Genomic DNA, 21,899 nt, shown 5'->3' on the forward strand with positions numbered 1-21,899 from the left:
TCCACTGTGGCAGACGCCGTGCGGTGCCCCGAACGAGTCCGGACTGTGACCGGACGTCGGCAACCGGGACTGCCCCCGCTCCGTCCCACCGGGGAATCCATTCACGAGCAAGAGGGGGGCAGGCATGGTCCGGAACAGCCGGCGCCGGCCGACGGTGCGGCGGCCGAGGATGCGGGGCACGCGTGTGCTGGGTGCGGCACTGCTGGTGTGCACGATCGCGGTGTCCGGGTGCGGCGCGGCAGGCGATTCGGGTGCCGACTCGTCGGCGGGCGCGGTGGCCGACGAGGCGGCAGCGGGCGCCGGGGACGCCCGCACCGGTCCGGAAGCACCGGGAACGGACGGCTCGGCCGAGGACTCGGCTTCGGACGGTTCGGGCACCAGCGGGACGGCCCGCGCGGCGGAGGCGGCCGAGCGGCAGGTCGTCCGGAAGGCGTGGCTCACCGTCGAGACGAAGGATGTCCGGGGCGGACTGGAGGAGGCCCGGGACGTGGTGGAGACGGCGGACGGCTACGTCGCGCAGGAGTCCACGCGGCGGGACGGCGACGGCACGGAGTACTCCCGCGTCACGTTCCGGGTGCCTCAGGACGAGTACCGGCCGGTGCTGGAGTCGCTGGCGGACACCGGCGAACTGGTCGAGCGCGGCGCGACGGCGAACGACGTCACCGGCGACGTCGTCGATGTCGAGAGCCGGATTTCCACGCAGCGGGCGAGCGTCACCCGGGTCCGGAAGCTCATGGACGACGCCACCACGCTGACCGACGTGGTCACTCTCGAGTCCGAACTCAGGTCCCGCCAGGCCGATCTGGAGGCGCTGGAGGCCCGGCTGGAATCGCTGGAGTCCCGCACCGCGATGGCGACCGTGAAGCTGGAGCTCCGGTCTCCGGACGCGGCGCCGGTGGGTGAGGAGGAGGACACCACGGTCGGTGATGCGGTGTCGGGCGGCTGGCACGCGTTCCTCACCGTGCTGCGCTGGATCGCGATCGGGCTCGGTGCGTCCCTGCCGTTCCTGGCGGCGCTGGCCCTGCTGTACGCGGCGGTGCGCCGTGTGCTGCCGGCGCGGTGGGAACGGTCCGCGGCAGCCCCCGAGCCGGTGACCGTGCCGTCGCCGGTGTCCTCGTCGCACGACGACGACTGATCCGGCGCCGGGGACGCGGAAGTCCACGGGCGCCGGAACCGCGTTCAGCGCGCCGTGCGTTCGTGGACGTGGGCGACGAGGCGGGTGAGCGCGTCCGGGTCGGTGTCCGGCAGGACACCGTGCCCGAGGTTGAACACGTGGCCCTCCAGGCCGGCGGCGGCTGCGAGGACGCCGTCGGCCTGCTCGGCCACCGCTTCGTGGGGGGCGAACAGCACCGCCGGGTCGAGGTTTCCCTGCACCGCCTTTCCGGGGCCGATGCGGCGGGCGGCCTCGTCCAGCCGCACCCGCCAGTCGGCGCCGACCACGTCGGCACCGGCCTCGGACATGGCGCCGAGGAGTTCTCCCGTGCCGACGCCGAAGTGGATGCGCGGCACCCCGTACTGCTCGACGGCGGCGAAGACCTTGCGGGAGGCCGGCAGCACCGTGGCACGGTAGTCCTCCGGCCGCAGGGCACCGGCCCAGGAGTCGAAGAGCTGCACGGCAGAGGCCCCGGCCTCGATCTGCACCCGGAGGAACCCGGCGGTGATGTCCGCGAGCCGGTCGAGCAGGTCGGCCCACAGGAGCGGGTCGCCGTACATCATCGCCTTGGTGTGTTCGTGGTTCTTCGAGGGGCCGCCCTCGACCAGGTAGCTGGCCAGGGTGAAGGGGGCTCCCGCGAAGCCGATGAGCGGCGTGGTGCCGAGTTCCGCGGTGAGCAGGCGGACGGCCTCCGCGACGTAGCCGATGTCGCCGGGCTCCAGCGGCCGGAGCCGTTCGAGGTCGGCCCGGGTGCGCACCGGCCGCTGGACGACGGGGCCGACGCCGGGTTTGATGTCGACGTCGATGCCGACCGCCTTGAGCGGGACCACGATGTCGCTGAAGTAGATGGCCGCGTCCACGCCGTGCCGGCGCACGGGCTGCAGGGTGATCTCGGTGACCAGGTCGGGGCGCATGCAGGAGTCGAGCATCGAGATGCCCTCGCGGACCTTGCGGTACTCGGGGAGCGAGCGTCCCGCCTGCCGCATGAACCACACCGGCGTGTGCGGCACCGCTTCGCGGCGGCAGGCCCGGAGGAAAGCGGAGTCCTGGGTGGCGGCGGGAGGGCCCGGGGGGCGTTCGTCAACACTCACTCCGAAAGTCTCGCATGCACAATGCGGTGCTTCGTGTCCCTACCGGCGGCCGCGACGGCAGGCACCTACCCTCGCTGCATGGCTGCGGCTCGAACAGACGTGACTCACGGCGCCGGGGGCGACGACGACCAGGACACCACGGAGGGGGACGGCACGCCGGAGGCGTTCCGGCGCGCACGGGCCGCGCTGGAAGTGGCACCGCACCGGCCGCAGGTGCGGTGCGGTCCGCTGCCTGCGCCGAGGCGATTGGCACCGTACGCGCACGCGCTGGAGGCCAGCGTCGAGGAGGACGGCGAGGAACTGGCCGACGGACGGTTCGTGCTGCTGCACGACCCCGAGGGGCAGGATCCCTGGGAGGGCGCGTTCCGGATCGTCACGCTCGGGCGCACCGAGCTGGACGCGGAGATGGCTGCGGACCCGCTGCTGCCCGAGGTGGCCTGGAGCTGGCTGACGGGTGCGCTGGACGCCCACGGCGTGGACCACCTCGCCCCCAGCGGGACGGTGACGCGGTCCGGGTCCGCCTTCTTCGGTGGTCTGGCGGACCGGCAGCCGCACACCGAGCTGGAGATCCGTGCGAGCTGGACGCCGACGGCACCGCTCCTCGACGGCGGGGCGCCGGATGCGGGTGCGCACCTGAGGGCCTGGTGCGAGCTGCTGTGCCAGTGCGCGGGCCTGCCGCCGAACGGGGCGGAGGACGACGGGGTGGTGACGCTCCCTCAGCGCCGGGGTCCGCGCGCGTTCTGACCTCACCTCCCGGTCCCGGGTTGTTGGTGGCGCCGCGGCGGCGCCGTGGTGGCGCTGCCGCGGACGCACTCCCCCGGAAAGGAGACGGCGACAGGTGACGGAACGATTCGGCATCCAGTCGATTGACTGTCCGAATTGCCAGAATTGTCGTCATCAATTCGTGATCATCCCCTAAAGCCGGACACCGCTCCTGCCGAAGGAGGGGAAGACCCCCTTCCACCAGGGACCGTCCCGGCCCGCACCGCTCCCACCAGGCGTCGTGCGAGCCGGCACCGCCCCAGCCACTCCCCACAGGAGGCCCGGTGTCTGTTCTTCTCGAGCACCCCACAAGCCTGGTCGCCTACCGCCCGAACAAGCCGACGGCCATGGTCGTCGTCGCCGACCCCCGAGTGCGTTCCACCGTGACCCGTCACCTCTGGGCTCTCGGCGTGCGGGACGTGATCGAGGCATCGTCGGTCGCGGAGGCACGCCCCCGAGTTTCCTCTCCCCGCGACATCTGCGTCGCCGAGGTCCACCTACCCGACGGCTCCGGCCTCAGCCTGCTGTCCGAGACCCGCGCGGCGGGCTGGCCCAACGGCCTCGCGCTGTCCGCCGCCGACGACATCGGGGCGGTCCGGAACGCTCTCGCGGGCGGCGTGAAGGGCTACGTCGTCACCGGGACCCGCACCACCCTGAACGGCATGCACACCCGTCCCGGTGCCGCCCACCTGGGTGCGGCGGCGGCCCGGATGCACCGCCGCCCCGGCGGTGGCCCGGGTGGTCCGGGGCACCCCGGCGGACAGCGCGAACTCTCCGGTCGTGAGGTGGAGGTGCTGCGGCTGGTGGCGGAGGGCCAGTCGAACAAGGCCATCGGCGTCTCGATGGGGTTGTCCGCCCTGACGGTCAAGAGCCACCTGGCGCGCATCGCCCGGAAACTGGGGACCGGGGACCGCGCCGGCATGGTGGCGGTGGCACTGCGGACCGGCATCATCCACTGACACCGCTCGCGCCCCGGGCCACCGCGACCGGGTCCGCACCCGTACCGGCGCCCGCCGACCCGCGCAGGTCGGCGGGCGTCCCGCGGACGGGGCACCGATACCCTTGAGCGGTGACCGACGCACAGGAGACCGAAACCCAGGCAGCCGCACGCCCCACCCCCTCCGAGGACTCCGGTCCCGCGCCGGTACCACTGACGGAGCCGCGCGAGGGCATTCCCCCGGTGACCGCCACGGACGGGGACCTGGCCCGCGTGGTCGAACGGATGGCGAACGGCACGGGGCCGCTCGCCGTCGACGCGGAGCGGGCGTCCGGCTACCGGTACGGGCAGCGTGCGTACCTGATCCAGCTGCGGCGGGACGGGGCCGGCAGTGCCCTGGTGGACCCGGTGGCCTGCGGCGACCTGAGCGGCCTGGGCGAGGCGGTGCGCGGCACGGAATGGGTGCTGCACGCCGCCACGCAGGATCTGCCGTGCCTGCGGGAGATAGGGATGGTCCCCGACCTGCTGTTCGACACGGAGCTGGCCGGGAGACTGGCCGGTTTCGCCCGCGTCGGGCTCGGTCCGATGACGGAGAAGGTACTCGGCTACACCCTGGAGAAGGGCCACGCCGCCGTCGACTGGTCCACCCGCCCGCTGCCGGAACCGTGGCTGCGGTACGCGGCCCTGGACGTCGAGGTGCTGATCGAGCTGCGCGATGCGCTCGAGGAAGAACTGGACCGGCAGGGGAAGCTCGACTGGGCGCGCCAGGAGTTCGCCGCCATCGCGGCCGCACCGCCCCCGCCGCCTCGCAAGGACCCGTGGCGCCGCACCTCCGGAATGCACAAGGTGCGCAGACGCCGCCAGCTGGCTGCCGTGCGCGAGCTGTGGACCGCCCGGGACGGCATCGCGCAGCGCCGGGACGTCTCGCCGGGGAAGGTGCTCGCAGACTCGGCGATCATCGCGGCCGCGCTGGCCATGCCGCAGGACGCGCAGACCCTGTCGGTACTGCCGGGGTTCTCTCAGCGCTCCGGCCGCCGGAACCTGACGCAGTGGTTCGCGGCCGTCGAGCGGGCCCGCGGCCTGTCGGAGCGCGATCTGCCGCAGCAGGGCCAGCCTGTCGCGGGGCCGCCCCCGCCCCGCGCCTGGGCCGAGCGCGATCCGGAGGCCGCGGCCCGGCTGGCGGCCGCCCGGGCAGCGGTGACGGCGCGGGCGGAGGAGCTGGCCCTCCCGCAGGAGAACCTGATCACCCCGGACACGGTGCGCCGCGTGTGCTGGGAGCCCCCGGCGGAGGTGTCCGAGGCCGCGGTCTCGGACGCTCTGCGGGCACACGGCGCACGGGAGTGGCAGATCGAGCAGACGGCCCCCCTGCTGGCCGTCGCCCTGACGGCGACGCCGCCGGAGGACTAGCGGAGGACCGGACCGCTCCGTTCCGGTCCCCACCTGCTCCCGACCGGCGCGATGTGACCTGTGCCCCTCGCCGAGGGGAACGCTTGCCTCGGAGTTACCGACAAGTAGCATGGGCCGCGGGAAGCGCGCCGCACGGCGTACCACCGCACCCCTGGAGGAGAGCCAACGTGCCTCGTACCGCTAGGGACGTCGTCTTCGTCGACGGCGTCCGGACCCCGTTCGGCAAGGCGGGTCCGAAGGGCATCTACCACGAGACCCGCGCCGACGACCTGGTCGTCAAGTGCATCCGCGAGCTGCTGCGCCGGAACGACGAGCTGCCTCCGGAGCGGATCGACGAGGTCGCCGTCGCCGCGACCACCCAGATCGGCGACCAGGGCCTGACCCTGGGCCGTACCGCGGGCATCCTCGCGGGACTGCCCTCCAGCGTCCCGGGCTACTCCATCGACCGCATGTGTGCCGGCGCCATGACCGCCGTGACGACCGCCGCCGGGTCGCTCTCCTTCGGCGCCTACGACGTGGCCGTCGCCGGCGGCGTCGAACACATGGGCCGCCACCCGATGGGCGAGGGCGTCGACCCCAATCCGCGCTTCGTCTCGGAGAAGCTGGTCGACGAGTCCGCCATGTTCATGGGCATGACGGCGGAGAACCTGCACGACCGCTTCCCCCACCTGACACGGGCCCGCGCCGACGAGTACGCGGTCCGGAGCCAGGAGAAGGCCGCCAAGGCCTACGCCGACGGCAGGATCCAGCAGGACCTGGTGCCGATCTCGGTGCGCCGCACCGACGCTGAGGCCGGCGAGACCGGCTGGGGCCTGGCCACCGAGGACGAGCCCATGCGCCCGGGAACCACGCTCGAGAGCCTCGCGGGCCTCAAGACACCGTTCCGCCCGCACGGCCGCGTCACCCCCGGCAACGCGGCCGGGCTCAACGACGGCGCCACCGCCTCGCTCGTGGCCGCCGAGGACTTCGCCCGCGAGATGGGCCTCCCGGTCAGGATGCGCCTGGTGTCGTACGCCTTCGCCGGCGTGGAGCCGGAGGTCATGGGCATCGGCCCCGTCCCGGCGACCGAGAAGGCGCTGAAGAAGGCCGGTCTGTCCATCGACGACATCGGCCTGTTCGAGATCAACGAGGCCTTCGCGGTACAGGTCCTCGCCCTGCTGGACCACTACGGCATCGCCGACGACGACCCGCGCGTCAACCAGTACGGCGGCGCCATCGCGTTCGGCCACCCCCTCGCCTCCTCCGGCGTGCGTCTGATGACGCAGCTGGCACGGCAGTTCGAGGAGCAGCCCCACGTCCGCTACGGCATCACCACGATGTGCGTCGGCTTCGGCATGGGCGGCACGGTCATCTGGGAGAACCCGCACTGGGAGGGCAAGTGAGCAACATCGCTGAGCTGGTGAAGGGGGCGGCCGAGCGGTTCCCCGACGAGGTCGTCACCCAGGCGCACGTGCGCCACCTGGACCTGCCGCAGGACGGCGGCCGGTTCGCACTGATCACCCTGGACAACGGCTTCGACCACACCAAACCGACCACCCTCGGCCCGCAGTCGCTGGCGAACCTCGACGCGGCACTCGACAAGGTGCAGGCCGAGGCGAAGGCGGGAGAGATCGTCGGCGTCGGTGTGACCGGCAAGCCGTTCATCTTCGCCGTGGGCGCCGACCTCAAGGGCGTCGAGGTGCTGAGCGACCGCGAGGACGCACTCGCCATCGGCCGCGCCGGCCACGCCGTCTTCCGGCGGCTGGGCGACCTGGGAGTGCCGAGCTTCGCGTACTACAACGGCGCGGCCATGGGCGGCGGTGTCGAGCTGGGGCTCCACTGCAGCTACCGCACCGTCTCGCAGGCCCTGCCCGCCTTCTCGCTCCCCGAGGTCTTCCTCGGTCTGGTGCCCGGCTGGGGCGGCTGCGCCCTGCTGCCGAACCTGATCGGCCCGGAACGTGCCGTCCGCGTCGTCATCGAGAACTCACTCAACCAGAACAAGCAGCTCAAGGGCCCGCAGGTGCATGAACTGGGCATCGCGGACGCCTTGTTCGAAGGCGCGGACTTCCTGGAGCAGTCCCTGCACTGGACGTCCGCGGTACTGCGCGACGAGATCCGGGTGGAGCGCCCGGAGTTCGACCGCGACGAGGGCTGGGACCAGGCCGTGCAGCGCGGCAGGGAGATCGCCGACAGCAAGGTGCACGGCGCCGCACCGGCCGCCTACCGTGCCCTGGACATCGTCTCCGCGGCCCGGAACGGCGACCTGCGCGCCGCGTTCGCCGCCGAGGACGAGGCCCTGGCCGACCTGATCATGGGCGGTGAGCTGCGCAGCGGGATCTACGCGTTCAACCTGGTGCAGAAGCGCGCCAAGCGGCCCGCGGGAGCCCCCGACAAGTCCCTGGCGCGGCCCGTCGGCAAGGTCGGGGTGGTCGGCGCCGGACTGATGGCCGGTCAGCTTGCGCTGCTGTTCGCCCGCCGCCTGGAGGTGCCGGTCGTGCTGACCGACATCGACCAGGAGCGGATCGACAAGGGCGTCGGATACGTCCACGAGGAGATCGACAAGCTCCTCCTCAAGGGCCGCGTGAACCAGGACAAGGCGAACCGTCTCAAGGGTCTGGTCACCGGCTCGCTGGACAAGGCGACCGCCTTCGCCGACGCGGACTTCGTGATCGAGGCCGTGTTCGAGGAGATGGGCGTCAAGCAGAAGGTGTTCGCCGAACTCGAGGCGGCGGTCCCGGAGCACGCGATCCTGGCCACCAACACCTCGTCGCTGTCGGTCACCGAGATGGCCTCGCAGCTGCGGCACCCCGAGCGCGTCGTCGGCTTCCACTTCTTCAACCCGGTGGCGGTGCTGCCGCTGCTGGAGGTCGTACGGGGCGAGCAGACCGACGACGCGTCGCTGGCGACGGCCTTCGGGGTGGCGAAGAAGCTCAAGAAGACCGCGGTGCTGGTGAAGGACGCTCCGGCGTTCGTGGTGAACCGGGTGCTGACCCGCTTCCTGGGCGAGGTGCTGCGCACCATCGACGAGGGCACGCCGGTGGAGGTCGCGGACCGGGCGCTGGCGCCCCTCGGGCTGCCCATGTCGCCCATCCAGCTGCTGGAGCTGGTCGGACCGGCCGTGGCGCACCATGTGTCCGGCACGCTGCACGCCGCGTTCCCGGACCGGTTCGCCGTCTCCGAGAACCTCGGCCGCATCGTCGATGCGGGCAAGCGCAACCTCTACGTCTACGACTCCGGGAAGCCGGAGCTGGACCCCGAGGTGGCCGAGCTGTTCCGGGTCGGTGACACGGCCCTGACGGAGGAGCAGGTGCGGCAGCGGGCGCTCGACGCCATCGCCGAGGAGGTCGGGCTCATGCTCGACGAGAACGTGGTGGCCGAGGCCCAGGACATCGACCTGTGCCTGATCACCGGTGCCGGCTGGCCCTTCCACCTGGGCGGTGTCACGCCGTACCTGGACCGCGAGGGCGTCAGCGAGCGGGTGAACGGAAAGCGGTTCCTGCAGCCGGGCGTCGCCTCCGTACCGGCCTGACGGCAAGGGCTCCGCGAAGGGGTGCGCAGCGCACTGCGGCGCACCCCTTCCGCATGCGCCGTGGGAGGCTGGAACGCATGAAGCCTCTTCTGGTCGTCGATGCGGCGAACGTGGTCGGCTCGGTGCCCGACGGCTGGTGGCGCGACCGCCACGGCGCCGCCGAACGGCTGCGCGACGAGCTGGTGCGGTACGCCGATCACGGCCTGGCGGACTTCCCGGGCCCGGTGGAGGTCGTGCTGGTCGTCGAGGGCTCCGCCCGCGGTGTCGCTTCCGTTCCGGGGGTACGCGCGGTGGCGGCCGCCGGGTCGGGCGACGACCGGATCGTGCGGCTCGTGGCCGAGGAGGGCCGGGACCGCTCCTGCCTCGTCGTCACCGCGGACCGCGTCCTGCGGGCGCGGGTGCGCGCCTTCGGCGCCGAGGTGGCCGGGCCGCACACGGTACGTCCCCGGCCGGGCCGTTCGTCGCCCCGGACGGACTGACGTCACCGATCGGATCGCACGCTCCCGGTCTCGCGGGACCGGACGTGGACGACGGCACCGTCGACGACGGCGGCCACGTCGTAGTGGGTGGCCAGGTGGCGCCGGAGAGCGGGGAAGCGGGAGGGCCGGTACGGCTTGCCGCGGGAGTCGTCGACGACGACGGCCGGCGGGTGCTCCGCGAGGTCGTGCCGGAAGCGCGGCCAGCTGCCGGGCACCGCGTGCTCCCGGCCGGTGCGGACGCCGCCGCGTCCGCCGCTGTAGTTCGTCAGGAACCCGGCGGTGAGGTAGCGAGTGGCGGGCCGCCGGTCCGCCAGCCAGTAGTCCTCGGGGTGCATGCCCCACACCAGCACCGGGTCCCCGGCGGCGGTCCGGCGCTTCAGTTCGGCCGACACCTTCCGGGCATGTGCGAGTTCGGAACGCTCGGCAACGAACCCCCAGGCCACGAACCCGGCCGCGAGCACGGCGGTCAGGGCGACCGCCATGCCCGCCGCGCGGAACCGGAGTCCGCGCAGTGCGGCGGTCGCGAGCAGAGTGAGCGGCGGGAGCAGTTGCAGGAAGTAGTGCCCGAAGAACTGGAACCCGACCGTCACCGCGGCGGCGGAGGCGCCGAGCCACACCCACAGGTCGGCGGTGGCGGCCGTGACAACGCACCCCCGCGTGCGCAGCGCGTGCAGCAGCACGGCGAGGACGGGGGCGGCGGCGACGCACACCAGGGCCGTGCCGCCCGCCGCGCGCAGCAGGGCCCGCAGCTCGGCGCCGTCCACGGAGGCGTACGAGGCGGAGCCGGTCACCGTCCAGAACAGGAAGCGGGCTGCGCCGCAGTGGAGCGCGACCGCGACGATCGGCGCCGCGCAGGCTACGAGCAGACGCAGCAGGGCGACCGTTCCCGCCCGGTCGCGTGCGAGGAGGAGGAGCACGGGCAGCAGGACGGCGCCGCCGGTCTGTTTGGTGAGGGCCGCGCCGGCCACGGCGATCCCGGCCGAGGCCCAGTGGCGCCGGTCGGCGTACCGGACGGCCGCGGCCGTCCAGGGAAGCATGAAGACTTCGAAGGTGGCGGCCTGCGTGTCCTCCGGGTTCAGCCCGACGGACAGCAGGACCGACAGCACTCCCGCCGTCCAGGCCGCCCGCTCCCCCCAACGGCGCCGGGCGACGGAGGCCAGCAGGGCGGCCGTCGTGACGGTCGCGAGGACGGCGGCCGCTTTGAGCGGCCGGAGGGAGGTGTCGCCGAAGACGGCGAACGCCCCCTGGTACAGCCAGGGCAGGAGCGGCGGCTTGCGGTCGACGACGGTCGTGTAGAGCTCGCCGCCCGCGGCGAGCATGCGCGCCTGGGTGGCCAGGAAGCCCTCGTCCGGGTTCCACAGCGGGGTCGTGAACGAGGGCAGCCGGGTGAGGCAGGTCAGGGCGACGAGCACGGCGAGGAGGGACAGCCGGTGGGGTCCGGCGCCGGGCGCCGGGCCGGGGAGCGGGTGTCCGTCCGCGGAGCGTCGTTGGCCCGGGGAGCGTCGTTGGCCCGGCAGGACTCCTCGGGCGACGGGGGGCGGTTGCGTCCGCTGCGGTCCTCCGGCCGGCGACATACCGCCAACCTACCGCCCGATTCCGCTGCTTCACGGTGATTTGTTCTGCGCCGGTTCACGCAGGGCGGCGGCAGCCGCCCGCGCGAACCGGCGTCACACCCCGGTACGGTGCCGTCACTCGCCTGCGAGCTGTGCGGTCTCCTCGATGCGGCCGTCCAGCCGGGCGACGAGCCCGGTGACCTGGCGGGCGATGTCCGGGGCGGTCAGGCCGATCTCGGCCATGACCTGGCCCCGGGAGCCGTGGTCCAGGAACTTCTCCGGGATGCCGAAGTCCCGCAGCGGCACGTCGACGGAGGCGTCCCGCAGGGACTGTGCGATGGCCGAACCGACGCCGCCCGCACGGCTGTTGTCCTCGACGGTGACCACGACGCGGTGGCCGGCGGCGAGTTCCGGCAGGGCCTTGTCGACGGGCTTGACCCAGCGCGGGTCGACGACCGTGGCCGAGATGCCCTGCTTGTCGAGGTTGTCGGCGATCTCCAGGCACATCGGGGCGAGAGCACCGACGGAGACCAGCAGCACGTCGGGCGTGTCGCTGCCGGGCTTGCGCAGGACGTCCATGCCGCCGGCGGTGTCCACGGCAGGCACCGCCGGCCCCACGGCACCCTTGGAGTAGCGCACGACGGTGGGCGCGTCGTCCACGTCGACGGCTTCCCGCAGCTGTGTCCGCAGCTGGTCCGCGTCGCGCGGGGCGGCCAGCCGCAGCCCCGGCACGCACTGCAGCACGGACATGTCCCACATGCCGTTGTGCGAGGCGCCGTCGGAGCCGGTGACCCCTGCGCGGTCGAGTACGAACGTCACTCCGCACTTGTGCAGGGCGACGTCCATCAGGATCTGGTCGAAGGCGCGGTTGAGGAAGGTCGCGTAGACCGCGAACACCGGGTGCAGACCACCGGTCGCCAGGCCGGCCGCGGAGACGGCGGCGTGCTGTTCGGCGATGCCGACGTCGAAGACGCGCTCGGGGAACTCCTGCGCGAAGCCGTGCAGGCCGACCGGGCGCATCATCGCCGCGGTGAGGGCCACGACGTCCTTCCGCTCCCGGCCGAGCTTGACCATCTCCTCACCGAAGACGGAGGTCCAGTCGGCCCCGGCGGACTTGACCGGCAGCCCGGTGTCGGGGTGGATGACGCCGATTCCGTGGAACCGGTCGGCCTCGTCGCTCAGCGCGGGCTGGTAGCCGCGGCCCTTCTCGGTGAGGCAGTGGACGATGACCGGGCCACCGAAACGCTTCGCCCGGTGCAGTGCGGACTCCACGGCCTCGATGTCGTGGCCGTCGATCGGGCCGACGTACTTCAGCCCGAGGTCCTCGAACATGCCCTGCGGGGCGACGAGGTCCTTGAGGCCCTTCTTCGCGCCGTGGAGCGTCTCGTACAGCGGTTTGCCCACGACCGGGGTGCGGTTGAGGACGTCCTTGCCGCGGGCGAGGAAGCGCTCGTAGCCGTCGGTGGTGCGCAGCGTGGCGAGGTGGTTGGCGAGGCCGCCGATGGTGGGGGCGTAGGAGCGCTCGTTGTCGTTGACGACGATGACCAGCGGCCGGTCCTTGGCGTCGGCGATGTTGTTGAGGGCTTCCCAGGCCATTCCGCCGGTCAGCGCGCCGTCGCCGATGACCGCGACGACGTGGTCGCCGGTCTCGCGGATCTCGTTGGCCTTCGCCAGGCCGTCGGCCCACCCGAGGACGGTGGAGGCGTGGCTGTTCTCGATGACGTCGTGCTCCGACTCCGCCCGGGAGGGGTATCCGGACAGGCCGCCCCGGGCGCGCAGCTTCGAGAAGTCCTGGCGGCCGGTGAGGAGCTTGTGGACGTAGGACTGGTGCCCGGTGTCGAACAGCACCTTGTCGCGGGGCGAGTCGTAGGCGCGGTGGAGGGCGATGGTGAGTTCCACCACACCCAGGTTGGGTCCGAGATGACCACCCGTACGGGAGACCGATTCGACCAGAAAGGTCCGGATCTCCTCGGCCAGCTGCTCAAGCTGCTGCGGGCTGAGCCGGTCCAGATCGCGCGGTCCGGTGATGCGGGTCAGCAGTGCCACCCGTGCCTCCTTGCTTCGAGCTGCCGTCGAGCCGTGCCGATTGGACGAGTCTAATGTCCTCTTCGCCTGCACGTTCGCCCACCCGGCCCCGGGCAGCTCGTCCATCCTCACCCGAACGGCGGCCTCGACGCGGCTGTACCCGGCACTCCGGGGTGCCGGGTACAGCCGTGGGATGACCCGGACGGGTCAGGTACGACCGGCCGTCTTCTGGGTGCGCCGCGAGATCGAGTCGATCACGACGGCGGCGAGCAGCACCGCGCCGGTGATCATGTACTGCACCTCGCTGGCCATGCCCTCCAGGTTCAGGCCCTGCTGGATGGACATGATCACCAGCGCGCCGAGCAGTGCGGAGAGAATCTTGCCGCGTCCGCCGAAGAGGCTGGTGCCGCCGATGACGGCGGCGGCGATGACGTTCATCAGGGTGTTGCCGGCGCCGAGGTTCTTGGTGGCGCCGCCCTGCTGGCTGGCGATGAACAGACCTCCGAGGGCGGCGAGCATGCCCGCGATACCGAAGGCGGTGATGCGGATCTTCTCGACGTCGATGCCGGCCCGGCGGGCCGCCTCCGCGTTGCCGCCGACCGCGAAGATCTGCCGGCCGTAGGTGGTGCGCCGGGAGACGAAGTCGGCGGCGAACAGCACCACCAGGAAGATCACCAGGGCGAGCGGCAGGCCGCGCGCGCCGACGGGTTCGTTCAGCTGGTAGGCCGCGCCGAAGGCGATGAGGGCGACCACGCCGCTCCGCAGCACGATCTCGCTCGGAGCGCGGTGCGGGAGCCGCGCGGCCCGACGCCGTTTCGCGTTCCGCAGCAGGGAGAACACGTAGCCGCCCACCGCGAGCACGGCGACCGTGTAGGCGGCCGCCTTGTCGCTGAAGTAGTAGCCGGTGATCTGCTCGACCACGCCGCCCGTGGGGGTGTTGATGCTGCCCTCGTCGCCCATCAGCCAGATCTGCAGTCCGCTCCAGCCCAGGAAGCCGGCCAGGGTGACCACGAACGCCGGCACACCGACCCTCGCGAAGAAGAAGCCCTGCAGCAGACCGATGAAGCCGCCGACGGCGAGGGCCCCGGCGACGGAGAACCAGTCGTTCAGATGATGGGTGACGCTGAGCACCGCCCACACCGCGGCACCGACGCCGGCCACGGATCCGACGGAGAGGTCGATCTCGCCGAGCAGCAGCACGAACACGATGCCGATGGCCATGATGCCCAGACCGGCGGTGTAGACGCTGATGTCGCTGAGGCTCCGCGCCGACAGGAAGCTGTCGTTGAGGGACTGGAACACGACCGCGATGACGATCAGGCCGACGACGACCGGTATCGAGCCCAGTTCCCCGCTCCGCACGCGGCGCTTGAGGACGTCGAGGGACTGGAAGAGGGTCGCGAGGACGATCAGACCGGTGAGGACCGGTATCGAGCCCGGTTCCCCGCTCCGCGCACGCCGCACACCCTCGCGCAGGTAGGTCTTCGGCTCCTCCTGGCGGTATGCCCCGTTCCGCACGCGGCTCCTGAACTCGTCCAGGTAGCCCTTCGGGCCCTGCGGCCCGTCCTGCGGGCGCGGGTCGGCGGTGTCGGTCTTCTCCTGCGCCCCGCCGTCGGACGGTTCCTCGGAGACCTGGGACGTGTCGGTGTCGCTCACTTCGCTGCCTCCGTCGTACGCGCCTTGCGACGGGTCACCGCGTTGTCGGTGGCGCCGGTGATCGCGGCGATGATCTGCTCGTGGGAGGTGTCCCGGACGGGGAAGACACCGTTGTTGCGGCCGAGGCGGAGGACCGCGACGCGGTCGGCCACGGCCTGTACGTCCGCCATGTTGTGGCTGATGAGGATGACGCCGAGGCCGCGCTCGCGCAGCCGCTCGACGAGGTCCAGCACCTGGGCGGTCTGTTCGACGCCCAGCGCTGCGGTCGGTTCGTCGAGGATGACCACCTGCGGGTCGCCGATGAGCGCGCGGGCGATGGCGACGACCTGCCGCTGCCCGCCCGAGAGCGAGGCCACGGGGATGCGCACGCTCGGGATGCGGATGGACAGGGTCTGCAGGAGCTCCATGGCGCGCTGTTCCATGGCGACCTCGTCGAGGACGGAGCCGCTGCGGATCTCGCTGCCGAGGAAGAGGTTGGCAACGACGTCCAGGTTGTCGCAGAGCGCCAGGTCCTGGTAGACCGTGGCGATTCCGAGTTCCTGGGAGTCGTGGGGGCGGTGGATCTGGACCTGTCGGCCCTTCCACAGCAGGGCGCCCTCGTCGATGGAGTGCACTCCGGCGATGGTCTTGACGAGGGTGGACTTGCCGGCTCCGTTGTCGCCCACGAGGGCGACGACCTCGCCCGGGGTTATCTCGAGGTCCACGTCGGTGAGCGCCTGGACGGCACCGAACCGTTTGGAGACCCCGCGCAGGGCCAGCACGGGTTCGTTCGGCACTGGGCCAACTCCGATCTGTGCGGGGAGCGTCCGCCCGTCCGGCTCCGCGACCGGTGCCGCGCGGCGGCGGCCCGGGGCGGTGCGGGTGCGAGGGTGCGGCTCCCTCGGCGATGCTGTTCGTCGCAGTGGGACGGCGGGGCCGTCGGCACCGCGTGGGGCCCGCCTCCGCGGGAGGAGGCGGGCCGCGGGGGCGTCACTTCAGGCCGGCTGCCTTGCAGGCCTTCTCGTACGCCTTGGTGCAGATCTGGTCGACCGTGTAGACCTCGTCCTCGACGAGGGTGTCCTTGATGTTGTCCTTGGTGACGATCTGGGCGCCGTAGAGCTTGGTGGGGATGTCCTTCTTGCTGTTGCTGTCCACCGTCGAGGGTGCGGTGTCCCCGAAGTCCTCGCCCTCGAGGAGCTTGACGGCCATCTCGGCCGCGGTCTCCGCCTCGGGCTTGATGGCCTTGTAGATGGTGAAGGCCTGCTCGCCCTTGACGATCCGCTGGACACCGGCGAGTTCGGCGTCCTGCCCGCCGACGGGCACGTCGGTGATGCCGGACTTCTTCAGGGCGGTGATGATGCCGCCCGCCATGCCGTCGTTGGCGGAGTAGACGCCGTCGAAGCCGTCCTTGCCGAGCGAGGTGAGGGCCGCGGCCATCTTCTTGTTGGCCTCGTCCGGCGACCAGTCGGGAATGTCCTGTTCGTAGACGATCTTCCCGGCCTGCTTGTCGAGGACGGAGTGGGCGCCCTTCTTGAACAGAGCGGCGTTCGGGTCCGTGGGCGAGCCGTTGATCATCACCACGCGCGAGTCGCCCGCGTCGCCGCCCAGTGCCTCGACCATGCCCTTGCCCTGGAGCTTGCCGATGGCCTCGTTGTCGTAGGAGACGTAGGAGGAGACGTCGCCCTCGGCCAGCCGGTCGTACGCCACGACGTCGATGCCCTGGTCGGCGGCACGGTCCACCCACGACTTGGTGGCGGTGGCGTCGACGGCGTCGAGCACGATGACGTCGGCGCCCTGGGTGACGAGCGCGTCGAACTGCTTCTTCTGCTGCTCGGTGTCCTGCGAGGCGTTGTTGTACTTCACCTCGCAGTCGGAGCACAGGTCCTTGATCTTCTGCGTGATCAGCGGCCTGTCGAAGGCCTCGTACCGGGTCGTCTTGTTCTCCGGCAGCAGCAGTCCGATGAGCTTCTTGCCGTCGTCTCCGTTGTCACCGTTGCCGTTGCCGCTGCCGGCCTGACCGCAGGCGGCCAGCGAGGCGGACATCGCGATGGCGGCCGTACCGACGACCACGCGGCGCGTCATTGCCTTCATGGGTTCGAAACCTCCCTGACGAGGCCGCGTCGATGCGGCCGAGGTGGCTTGGAGTCAACTCTCCGTGAAGGTAACCGTCAAGAAGTTAAGCCTTAACGAGACGGCAACGATGCCATGCATTCCTCATGTGAACGCAGTGAGGATGCGAGAGGACGTCAGATATCAGGCAGTGCGGGGTGAATCGGTCGAGAGGGATACTTCGGGTGGCTGCGGTGTGCCCGAAGTGTTCAGCAGCGAGGCGTCACCCATCTCGTTCAGCACGAGTGCCAGGGCACCGAGCACCTCCGCACGGCCGCCCAGCATGCCGGGCGCCACGGCGAGGCGCCGCGCGGCGCTGGGGATGGCGTAGCGGGCCACCGAGTCGCGCACCGGGTCCAGCAGCAGGTCCCCCGCCTCCGCCAGGTCGCCGCCGAGCACGATGCGGCTCGGGTTGAGCAGGTTGCACAGGCTGGCCACGCCGGAACCGATGTGGCGTCCGATGTCGGCCACGACCCTGCGGCAGCCCGGATCGCCGTCCCTGGCGAGTTGCACGACCGCGGGCACCGTGATGTCCGGGCCGTGGGTGGAGTGCAGCAGCGGCAGCACGTACCGGGCGGCTGTGAAGGTCTCCAGGCAGCCACGATTGCCGCAGCGGCACACCGGCCCGGACTCGTCGAGCGTGATGTGCCCGATCTCCCCCGCGGTGCCGCCGGGGCCCCGGTAGATCCGATCGTTGATCACCAGGCCCGCGCCCACTCCGCTGCCGATCTTGATGTAGGCGAGGTCGGAGGCACCGCGCCCGCTGCCCCAGACCTTCTCCCCCAGGGCGCCGAGGTTGGCGTCGTTGTCCACGTACACGGGCACACCGAGGCGTTCGGCCAGCTCCTCCCGGGGGCGTGTGCCCGCCCAGCCGGGGAGAATGGCGGTGGAGCCCAGCGCCCCGGTCTCCTGCTCGATCGGCCCGGGAACGCCCAGCCCGACGCCAACGATCTTGTCCCGCGGGATGCCGGCCGCGCCGACCAGGCGCTGCACCAGCGCCTCGGCCCGGTCGAAGCCCTCCTGCGCGGAGGCGTCCACGTCGATCGGCTCGGCCTCCTCGGCGATCACCCGGTGGGCCAGATTGCCGACGGCCACCCGCAGGTGGGTGTGACCGAAGTCGACCCCCACCACGGTTCCGGCGTCGCCGGAGAGGGACACGCTGCGCGCCCGCCGCCCTCCGGCCGATGTCGGGGTGACGTCGACGGTGCCGCCGTCCTTCAGCTCCCTGACGATGTTGGAGACGGTCGCGGCCGAGAGCCCGGTCGACCGGGCGATCTCGGCCTGGGTGAGGGAACCGGCCGTTCTGACGGCTCGAACCACCCGCTCCAGATTGGCCCGGTGCAGTGAGGACTGCGATCCCGGAGTCTCCACGTGACGCTCCACTCCCGCTGTGACGGACCGCGACAGTGCGGCCCCGTCGGCCGCACCGGAAGAATCCGTGCACGGCCCGCTTCCAACATCTGAACTCCAAGCACAGCGTCGACGGTTCTCTCCCGTCAAGACCTTGATTCCCGAAGCTGCTCAGATGTGAGTGATCGTACGTGCATGAGCAGTCACGGTGCGACCGTGATGAGCACTGCGCGGCCGTCCCCTCACTCGGAGGGGACGGCGGGGGACGGCTCCAGAAGCGTCACTTCAGGGCGCCGGCGGTGAGGCCGGAGACCACCTGGCGCTGGAAGACGATGTAGGCCCCGAGCACCGGCAGCATCGCCATGACCAGCCCGGCGAACAGGCCGGACCAGTCTCCCTTGTATCCCTGGCTCACCGCGAGTTGCACCAGCCCCTGCGAGAGGACCTTCTTGTCCGGGTCGGTGTTGAGCACGGTGGGCAGCATGTACTGGTTCCACTGCCCCAGGAAGTTGAAGATGCCGACACTGATCAGGCCGGGTTTGGCCATCGGCAGCATGACCTGGAAGAACGTACGGGAATGCGAGGCCCCGTCGATGAGCGCGGCTTCGGCGACCGAGCTGGGCAGGGTGCGGAAGAAGGCGGTCAGGAAGAAGACCGTGAACGGCAGCGAGTAGCCGATGTAGACCAGGATCAGGCCGTGCCTGGTGTTGAGCAGCCCCATGTTGTTCATGACGTAGAACAGCGGCACCAGCGCGAGGATGATCGGGAAGCTCATCCCGCCGATGAACAGGAAGTAGAGGAACCTGTTGCCGGGGAAGTCGAAGCGCGCGAGCACGTAGGCCGTCATGGAGCCGAGCAGCATGGTGCCGAAGAGCGAACCACCGACCACGACGACGGTGTTGCCGAAGTAGTCGCTCATGTTCGCCTGGCCCCAGGCACGGGCCCAGTTCTCGAAATGCAGTTCGGTGGGCAGCGACCAGGGCGAGGTGAAGATCTCCCGGTCGGTCTTGAAGGAGGTCATCACCGCCCAGAGCAGGGGCAGCGCCACCATGAAGCCCCACAGCACGAGGACCCCGTGGGAGAAGACGTTGAGGGTGGTGCCCTCCTTCTTCTGCCGTCCCGGGGAGGGGTCCGGGGCGTCCACCTTGGTGACGGCCGGACGCGCCGGGTCGGGCCCGGCGCTCGGAAGCGTGGTGTCGGTGGTCTTCATGGGTGTCAGAACTCCAGTCGCTCACGCCGGCCGAGCTTCAGCACGACGGCCGCGAAGGTCAGGGTGACGATCAGCAGCGCGACGCCGATGGTGGTCGCGTAGGCCGCCTGGGCGTCGGCGAACGCAGTGGTGTAGACCTCCAGCGGGAGCACGGTCGTGGAGTTGGCGGGTCCGCCGGGACCCACGGTCATGATCTGCACGACGGCGAAGGCCTCGGGGCCCAGAGCAAGGATGCCCATGTAGATCCAGCCGGACTGCACGGTGTCCCACAACAGGGGCAGGGTGATGCGGAAGAAGGTCGTGGCCCGGCCCGCCCCGTCCAGCAGTGCCGCTTCGTAGATGTCCTTGGGGATGGAGGACATGCCGGCGGAGAAGAGCACCACGAAGAATCCCACGGTGCACCAGAAGAGGACGAACATCACGCACCAGAGCGCGAGCTCGGGATCCCCCAGCCAGTTCGGTTTGACCGCGCCCAGCCCCAGTCCCTCCAGTCCGGCGTTCAGGGCGCCGTTGCGGGGGTTGTAGACGAACTGGAAGAGCAGCGCGACGATCGCGATCGACAGCACCTGCGGGAAGAAGTAGAGAATCTTGTACAGGCCCGACCCCCGCACGCCGGCGATGGCGGCGCCCTTCCGGCGCCGCCCGCCGACGTTGATCATGAAGGCGAGGAACAGGGCGAAGCCGATGGTCGCCACCGGCAGCAGCGCGAGGAACAGCAGGCTGTGCCCGAGCGCGTCCCAGAAGTCGCTGTCGGACAGCATCTTCTGGTAGTTGGCGAATCCGACGAAGGAGAAATCGGGGCTGAGTCCGCTCCAGTCCGTGAACGAGTAGTAGATGGACTGGATGAACGGCCAGACCACGAAAAGCAGGTAGATCGCCAGGGGTACCGCGAGGAACCCGGCGATGAACCGGTACTTGCCGTGCTGCATGCCTTCTCGACTCCGATCTCTCTCCGCGGCGACGCCGCCGGCCGTGCCGCTGCCGCCGGTGGCGGTGCGCGTCAGCGCTTGTAGTGCTTGAGGGAGTCGTCCTCGCGCGCTTCGTCGGTGAACTGCTGCGCCTTCTTGGCGCACTCGGCCGGCGTCATGCGGCCGGCCATCATCTCGCCGATGCAGCCCGTGCCGATCTTCTCCTTCTGCAGGGACACGTACCAGTCCGGGATGCGCGGGTTGACGATGTTGTCTCCGGCCGCGTCCACGACCTCCACTGCCGAGGCGAGCCCCGGAGGGAGCGACAGGCCGTCCGTGCCGCCGTCGAAGGCGGTGAGCGAGGACACCTGCTTCACGAAGTTCTTCGAGGACTGCTCGCCGAGCATGATGCGCATCTGCTCCATGCCGCCGTCCGGGTTCTTCGCGTTGGCCGGGACCATGAAGGGCTCGCCGCCGGAGGCCCAGGTGGTCTCGAAGGGCATGGCGTCCGAGCTGTCCAGGCCGGACGGCGGGGCGACACGCATCTCGAAGTCCTTCGGCGTGGTCTTGGCGGACTCGTTCTCCACCCAGGAGCCGTTGGGGATGAACAGCGCCTTGCCCTCGTTCCAGGCGGTCTGCGACTCGATGTGGGTCAGACCGGGAGTGCCCTGGAGGATGTAGCCCTTCTTGTAGAGCTCGTAGTACGCCTCCAGCGCGGCCTTGACGGCAGGCTGCTTCCAGGCGTCCGGCTCCAGGTTGTCGATCTTCTTGAGGACCTCGGGGCCACCGATCTTGGCCATGAACGGGTAGAGCGAGAAGGGCAGGTAGTAGGGGTACTTGCCGGGGTAGGTCCAGCCGGCGACGCCCTTCTTCTTGGCCTTGGCGCAGACCTTGAGCATCTCGTCCCAGGTCTTGGGGTACTCCGCGTCGAGCTTGTCCAGGTTGGTCTGCGAGTACCACACGCCGTACACGGTGTAGGCGTAGTACATGATGTACACCGGGTCGCCGTCGAACTGCCCCATCTCGACGATGCCCGGGCGCAGGGTGTCGCGCACCTTCACGGCGGGGTCGTCGATCGACGGCGCGTCCAGCAGCGGCGTCAGGTCCGCCAACTGGTTCTTGCCGACCAGGACGCCCATGTCCATGGCCTCGGCGCCGGAGTTGTCGATGAGGTCCGGCGGGGTCCCGCCGTTGAAGCGGGGCTGCAGGACGGACTGGATCTTCTGGGTCGACTTGACCGAGACCTTGGCCTTCGGGAAGCGGTCCCCGTAGATCTTGGAGGCGTCCTCGGCGTACTTGGTGCCGAATCCTCCGTCGAAGATGTAGACCTCGAGCGGCGCGCCGGCGTTGACTGCGAGCGGGTTGTCCTTGCTCTTCTTCCCCTTGTCGACCTGCTCGGTACCCCCGCCTCCGCTGGCGCACGAGGCGAGCGTCCCCATGGCGGGAACCGCGATCAGACCGGCTGCCGCGGCGCGCTTGATGAGGTCTCGGCGGTGGACGTCGAAAGTGGATCCCATGGCTTCCCCTTCGCTGGGCGATCCGCCCTGTGGCCGGGCTGGTGAACGGCGTCCGTTATGCGCACGGCCGCTCGGGTGCCGACAGGTATAGTCCACTTCTCGCCGACGGGGCAAGATCGTACGCACACTCGGCGGACCATCTTTCCCGAGTTGAGACCTCCGGGGGACGCGCCACGCCGGTGGCGACATGCGACGGCGCCGCACCCGCCCGGGGGCGGGTGCGACGCCGTGTTCACGCGGTGAAGCGGCCCGGGC

Annotated in this window: 17 protein-coding genes; 7 read left to right on the forward strand and 10 right to left on the reverse strand. The window is 70.9% G+C overall.

Features of this window, described 5'->3' with window-relative positions:
• Positions 1-124 precede the first annotated feature (124 nt).
• Complete coding sequence (locus ACL06G_RS01910; protein ID WP_412835255.1) at positions 125-1,135, forward strand: DUF4349 domain-containing protein; 1,011 nt, start codon at positions 125-127, stop codon at positions 1,133-1,135.
• A gap of 44 nt (positions 1,136-1,179) precedes the next feature.
• Here the strand turns inward: ACL06G_RS01910 and hemE are convergent, their stop codons facing one another.
• Entirely contained in the window at positions 1,180-2,244 is a 1,065-nt protein-coding gene (hemE, locus tag ACL06G_RS01915) for a uroporphyrinogen decarboxylase (RefSeq protein WP_412835256.1), read from the reverse strand.
• Positions 2,245-2,322: 78 nt separating this feature from the next.
• Here hemE and ACL06G_RS01920 point away from each other — a divergent pair, with 78 nt between their 5' ends.
• The 6 genes from ACL06G_RS01920 to ACL06G_RS01945 all read left to right on the forward strand — a co-directional run bounded on the left by ACL06G_RS01920 (position 2,323) and on the right by ACL06G_RS01945 (position 9,337).
• Entirely contained in the window at positions 2,323-2,988 is a 666-nt protein-coding gene (locus tag ACL06G_RS01920) for a DUF3000 domain-containing protein (RefSeq protein WP_412835257.1), read from the forward strand.
• 302 nt (positions 2,989-3,290) lie between these two features.
• On the forward strand, positions 3,291-3,965 hold the full coding sequence (locus tag ACL06G_RS01925; protein ID WP_412787850.1) for a LuxR C-terminal-related transcriptional regulator: 675 nt from the start codon (positions 3,291-3,293) through the stop codon (positions 3,963-3,965).
• 110 nt (positions 3,966-4,075) lie between these two features.
• The gene (locus ACL06G_RS01930; protein ID WP_412835258.1) at positions 4,076-5,350 is read left to right on the forward strand and encodes a ribonuclease D; all 1,275 of its coding nucleotides are present in this window, start codon (positions 4,076-4,078) and stop codon (positions 5,348-5,350) included.
• A gap of 167 nt (positions 5,351-5,517) precedes the next feature.
• Complete coding sequence (locus ACL06G_RS01935) at positions 5,518-6,732, forward strand: thiolase family protein (RefSeq protein ID WP_412787852.1); 1,215 nt, start codon at positions 5,518-5,520, stop codon at positions 6,730-6,732.
• A complete protein-coding gene (locus ACL06G_RS01940; protein ID WP_412835259.1) occupies positions 6,729-8,858 on the forward strand; it encodes a 3-hydroxyacyl-CoA dehydrogenase NAD-binding domain-containing protein in 2,130 nt (709 codons plus the stop codon). Before ACL06G_RS01935 ends, ACL06G_RS01940 begins: the two co-directional genes overlap by 4 nt.
• Positions 8,859-8,935: 77 nt before the next feature.
• Positions 8,936-9,337, forward strand: a complete 402-nt coding sequence (locus ACL06G_RS01945) for an NYN domain-containing protein (protein ID WP_412835260.1) — start codon at positions 8,936-8,938, stop codon at positions 9,335-9,337.
• A gap of 2 nt (positions 9,338-9,339) precedes the next feature.
• Here the strand turns inward: ACL06G_RS01945 and ACL06G_RS01950 are convergent, their stop codons facing one another.
• From ACL06G_RS01950 to ngcE, 9 genes are all read right to left on the reverse strand, one after another.
• A complete protein-coding gene (locus ACL06G_RS01950) occupies positions 9,340-10,911 on the reverse strand; it encodes an ArnT family glycosyltransferase (RefSeq protein ID WP_412835261.1) in 1,572 nt (523 codons plus the stop codon).
• 114 nt (positions 10,912-11,025) lie between these two features.
• On the reverse strand, positions 11,026-12,936 hold the full coding sequence (gene dxs, locus ACL06G_RS01955) for a 1-deoxy-D-xylulose-5-phosphate synthase (protein ID WP_412787856.1): 1,911 nt from the start codon (positions 12,934-12,936) through the stop codon (positions 11,026-11,028).
• A 186-nt stretch (positions 12,937-13,122) separates the two neighbouring features.
• Complete coding sequence (locus tag ACL06G_RS01960) at positions 13,123-14,328, reverse strand: sugar ABC transporter permease (protein ID WP_412787868.1); 1,206 nt, start codon at positions 14,326-14,328, stop codon at positions 13,123-13,125.
• A 239-nt stretch (positions 14,329-14,567) separates the two neighbouring features.
• Positions 14,568-15,347: an ATP-binding cassette domain-containing protein gene (locus ACL06G_RS01965; protein ID WP_412787857.1), complete on the reverse strand. Its 780-nt coding sequence runs from the start codon at positions 15,345-15,347 to the stop codon at positions 14,568-14,570.
• A 193-nt stretch (positions 15,348-15,540) separates the two neighbouring features.
• The gene (locus ACL06G_RS01970) at positions 15,541-16,641 is read right to left on the reverse strand and encodes a sugar ABC transporter substrate-binding protein (protein ID WP_412787858.1); all 1,101 of its coding nucleotides are present in this window, start codon (positions 16,639-16,641) and stop codon (positions 15,541-15,543) included.
• Between the two features lie 162 nt (positions 16,642-16,803).
• Entirely contained in the window at positions 16,804-18,030 is a 1,227-nt protein-coding gene (locus ACL06G_RS01975) for an ROK family transcriptional regulator (protein ID WP_412787859.1), read from the reverse strand.
• 259 nt (positions 18,031-18,289) lie between these two features.
• Positions 18,290-19,219, reverse strand: a complete 930-nt coding sequence (locus tag ACL06G_RS01980) for a carbohydrate ABC transporter permease (protein ID WP_412787860.1) — start codon at positions 19,217-19,219, stop codon at positions 18,290-18,292.
• A gap of 5 nt (positions 19,220-19,224) precedes the next feature.
• Positions 19,225-20,148: a carbohydrate ABC transporter permease gene (locus ACL06G_RS01985; RefSeq protein ID WP_412787861.1), complete on the reverse strand. Its 924-nt coding sequence runs from the start codon at positions 20,146-20,148 to the stop codon at positions 19,225-19,227.
• A gap of 71 nt (positions 20,149-20,219) precedes the next feature.
• Positions 20,220-21,644, reverse strand: a complete 1,425-nt coding sequence (ngcE, locus tag ACL06G_RS01990) for an N-acetylglucosamine/diacetylchitobiose ABC transporter substrate-binding protein (RefSeq protein ID WP_412787862.1) — start codon at positions 21,642-21,644, stop codon at positions 20,220-20,222.
• Between the last annotated feature and the right edge of the window lie 255 nt (positions 21,645-21,899).

The sequence above is a fragment of the Streptomyces callyspongiae genome (assembly GCF_047200695.1).
GTDB lineage: Bacteria > Actinomycetota > Actinomycetes > Streptomycetales > Streptomycetaceae > Streptomyces.

Bases quoted from the DNA above. Each gene is read 5' to 3' on its own strand.
- ACL06G_RS01985 (WP_412787861.1), bottom strand. From the start codon at position 20,148: ATGCAGCACGGCAAGTACCGGTTCATCGCCGGGTTCCTCGCGGTACCC.
- ACL06G_RS01970 (WP_412787858.1), bottom strand. From the start codon at position 16,641: ATGAAGGCAATGACGCGCCGCGTGGTCGTCGGTACGGCCGCCATCGCG.
- ACL06G_RS01980 (WP_412787860.1), bottom strand. From the start codon at position 19,219: ATGAAGACCACCGACACCACGCTTCCGAGCGCCGGGCCCGACCCGGCG.
- ACL06G_RS01910 (WP_412835255.1), top strand. From the start codon at position 125: ATGGTCCGGAACAGCCGGCGCCGGCCGACGGTGCGGCGGCCGAGGATG.
- ACL06G_RS01920 (WP_412835257.1), top strand. From the start codon at position 2,323: ATGGCTGCGGCTCGAACAGACGTGACTCACGGCGCCGGGGGCGACGAC.
- ngcE (WP_412787862.1), bottom strand. From the start codon at position 21,644: ATGGGATCCACTTTCGACGTCCACCGCCGAGACCTCATCAAGCGCGCC.
- ACL06G_RS01950 (WP_412835261.1), bottom strand. From the start codon at position 10,911: ATGTCGCCGGCCGGAGGACCGCAGCGGACGCAACCGCCCCCCGTCGCC.
- ACL06G_RS01945 (WP_412835260.1), top strand. From the start codon at position 8,936: ATGAAGCCTCTTCTGGTCGTCGATGCGGCGAACGTGGTCGGCTCGGTG.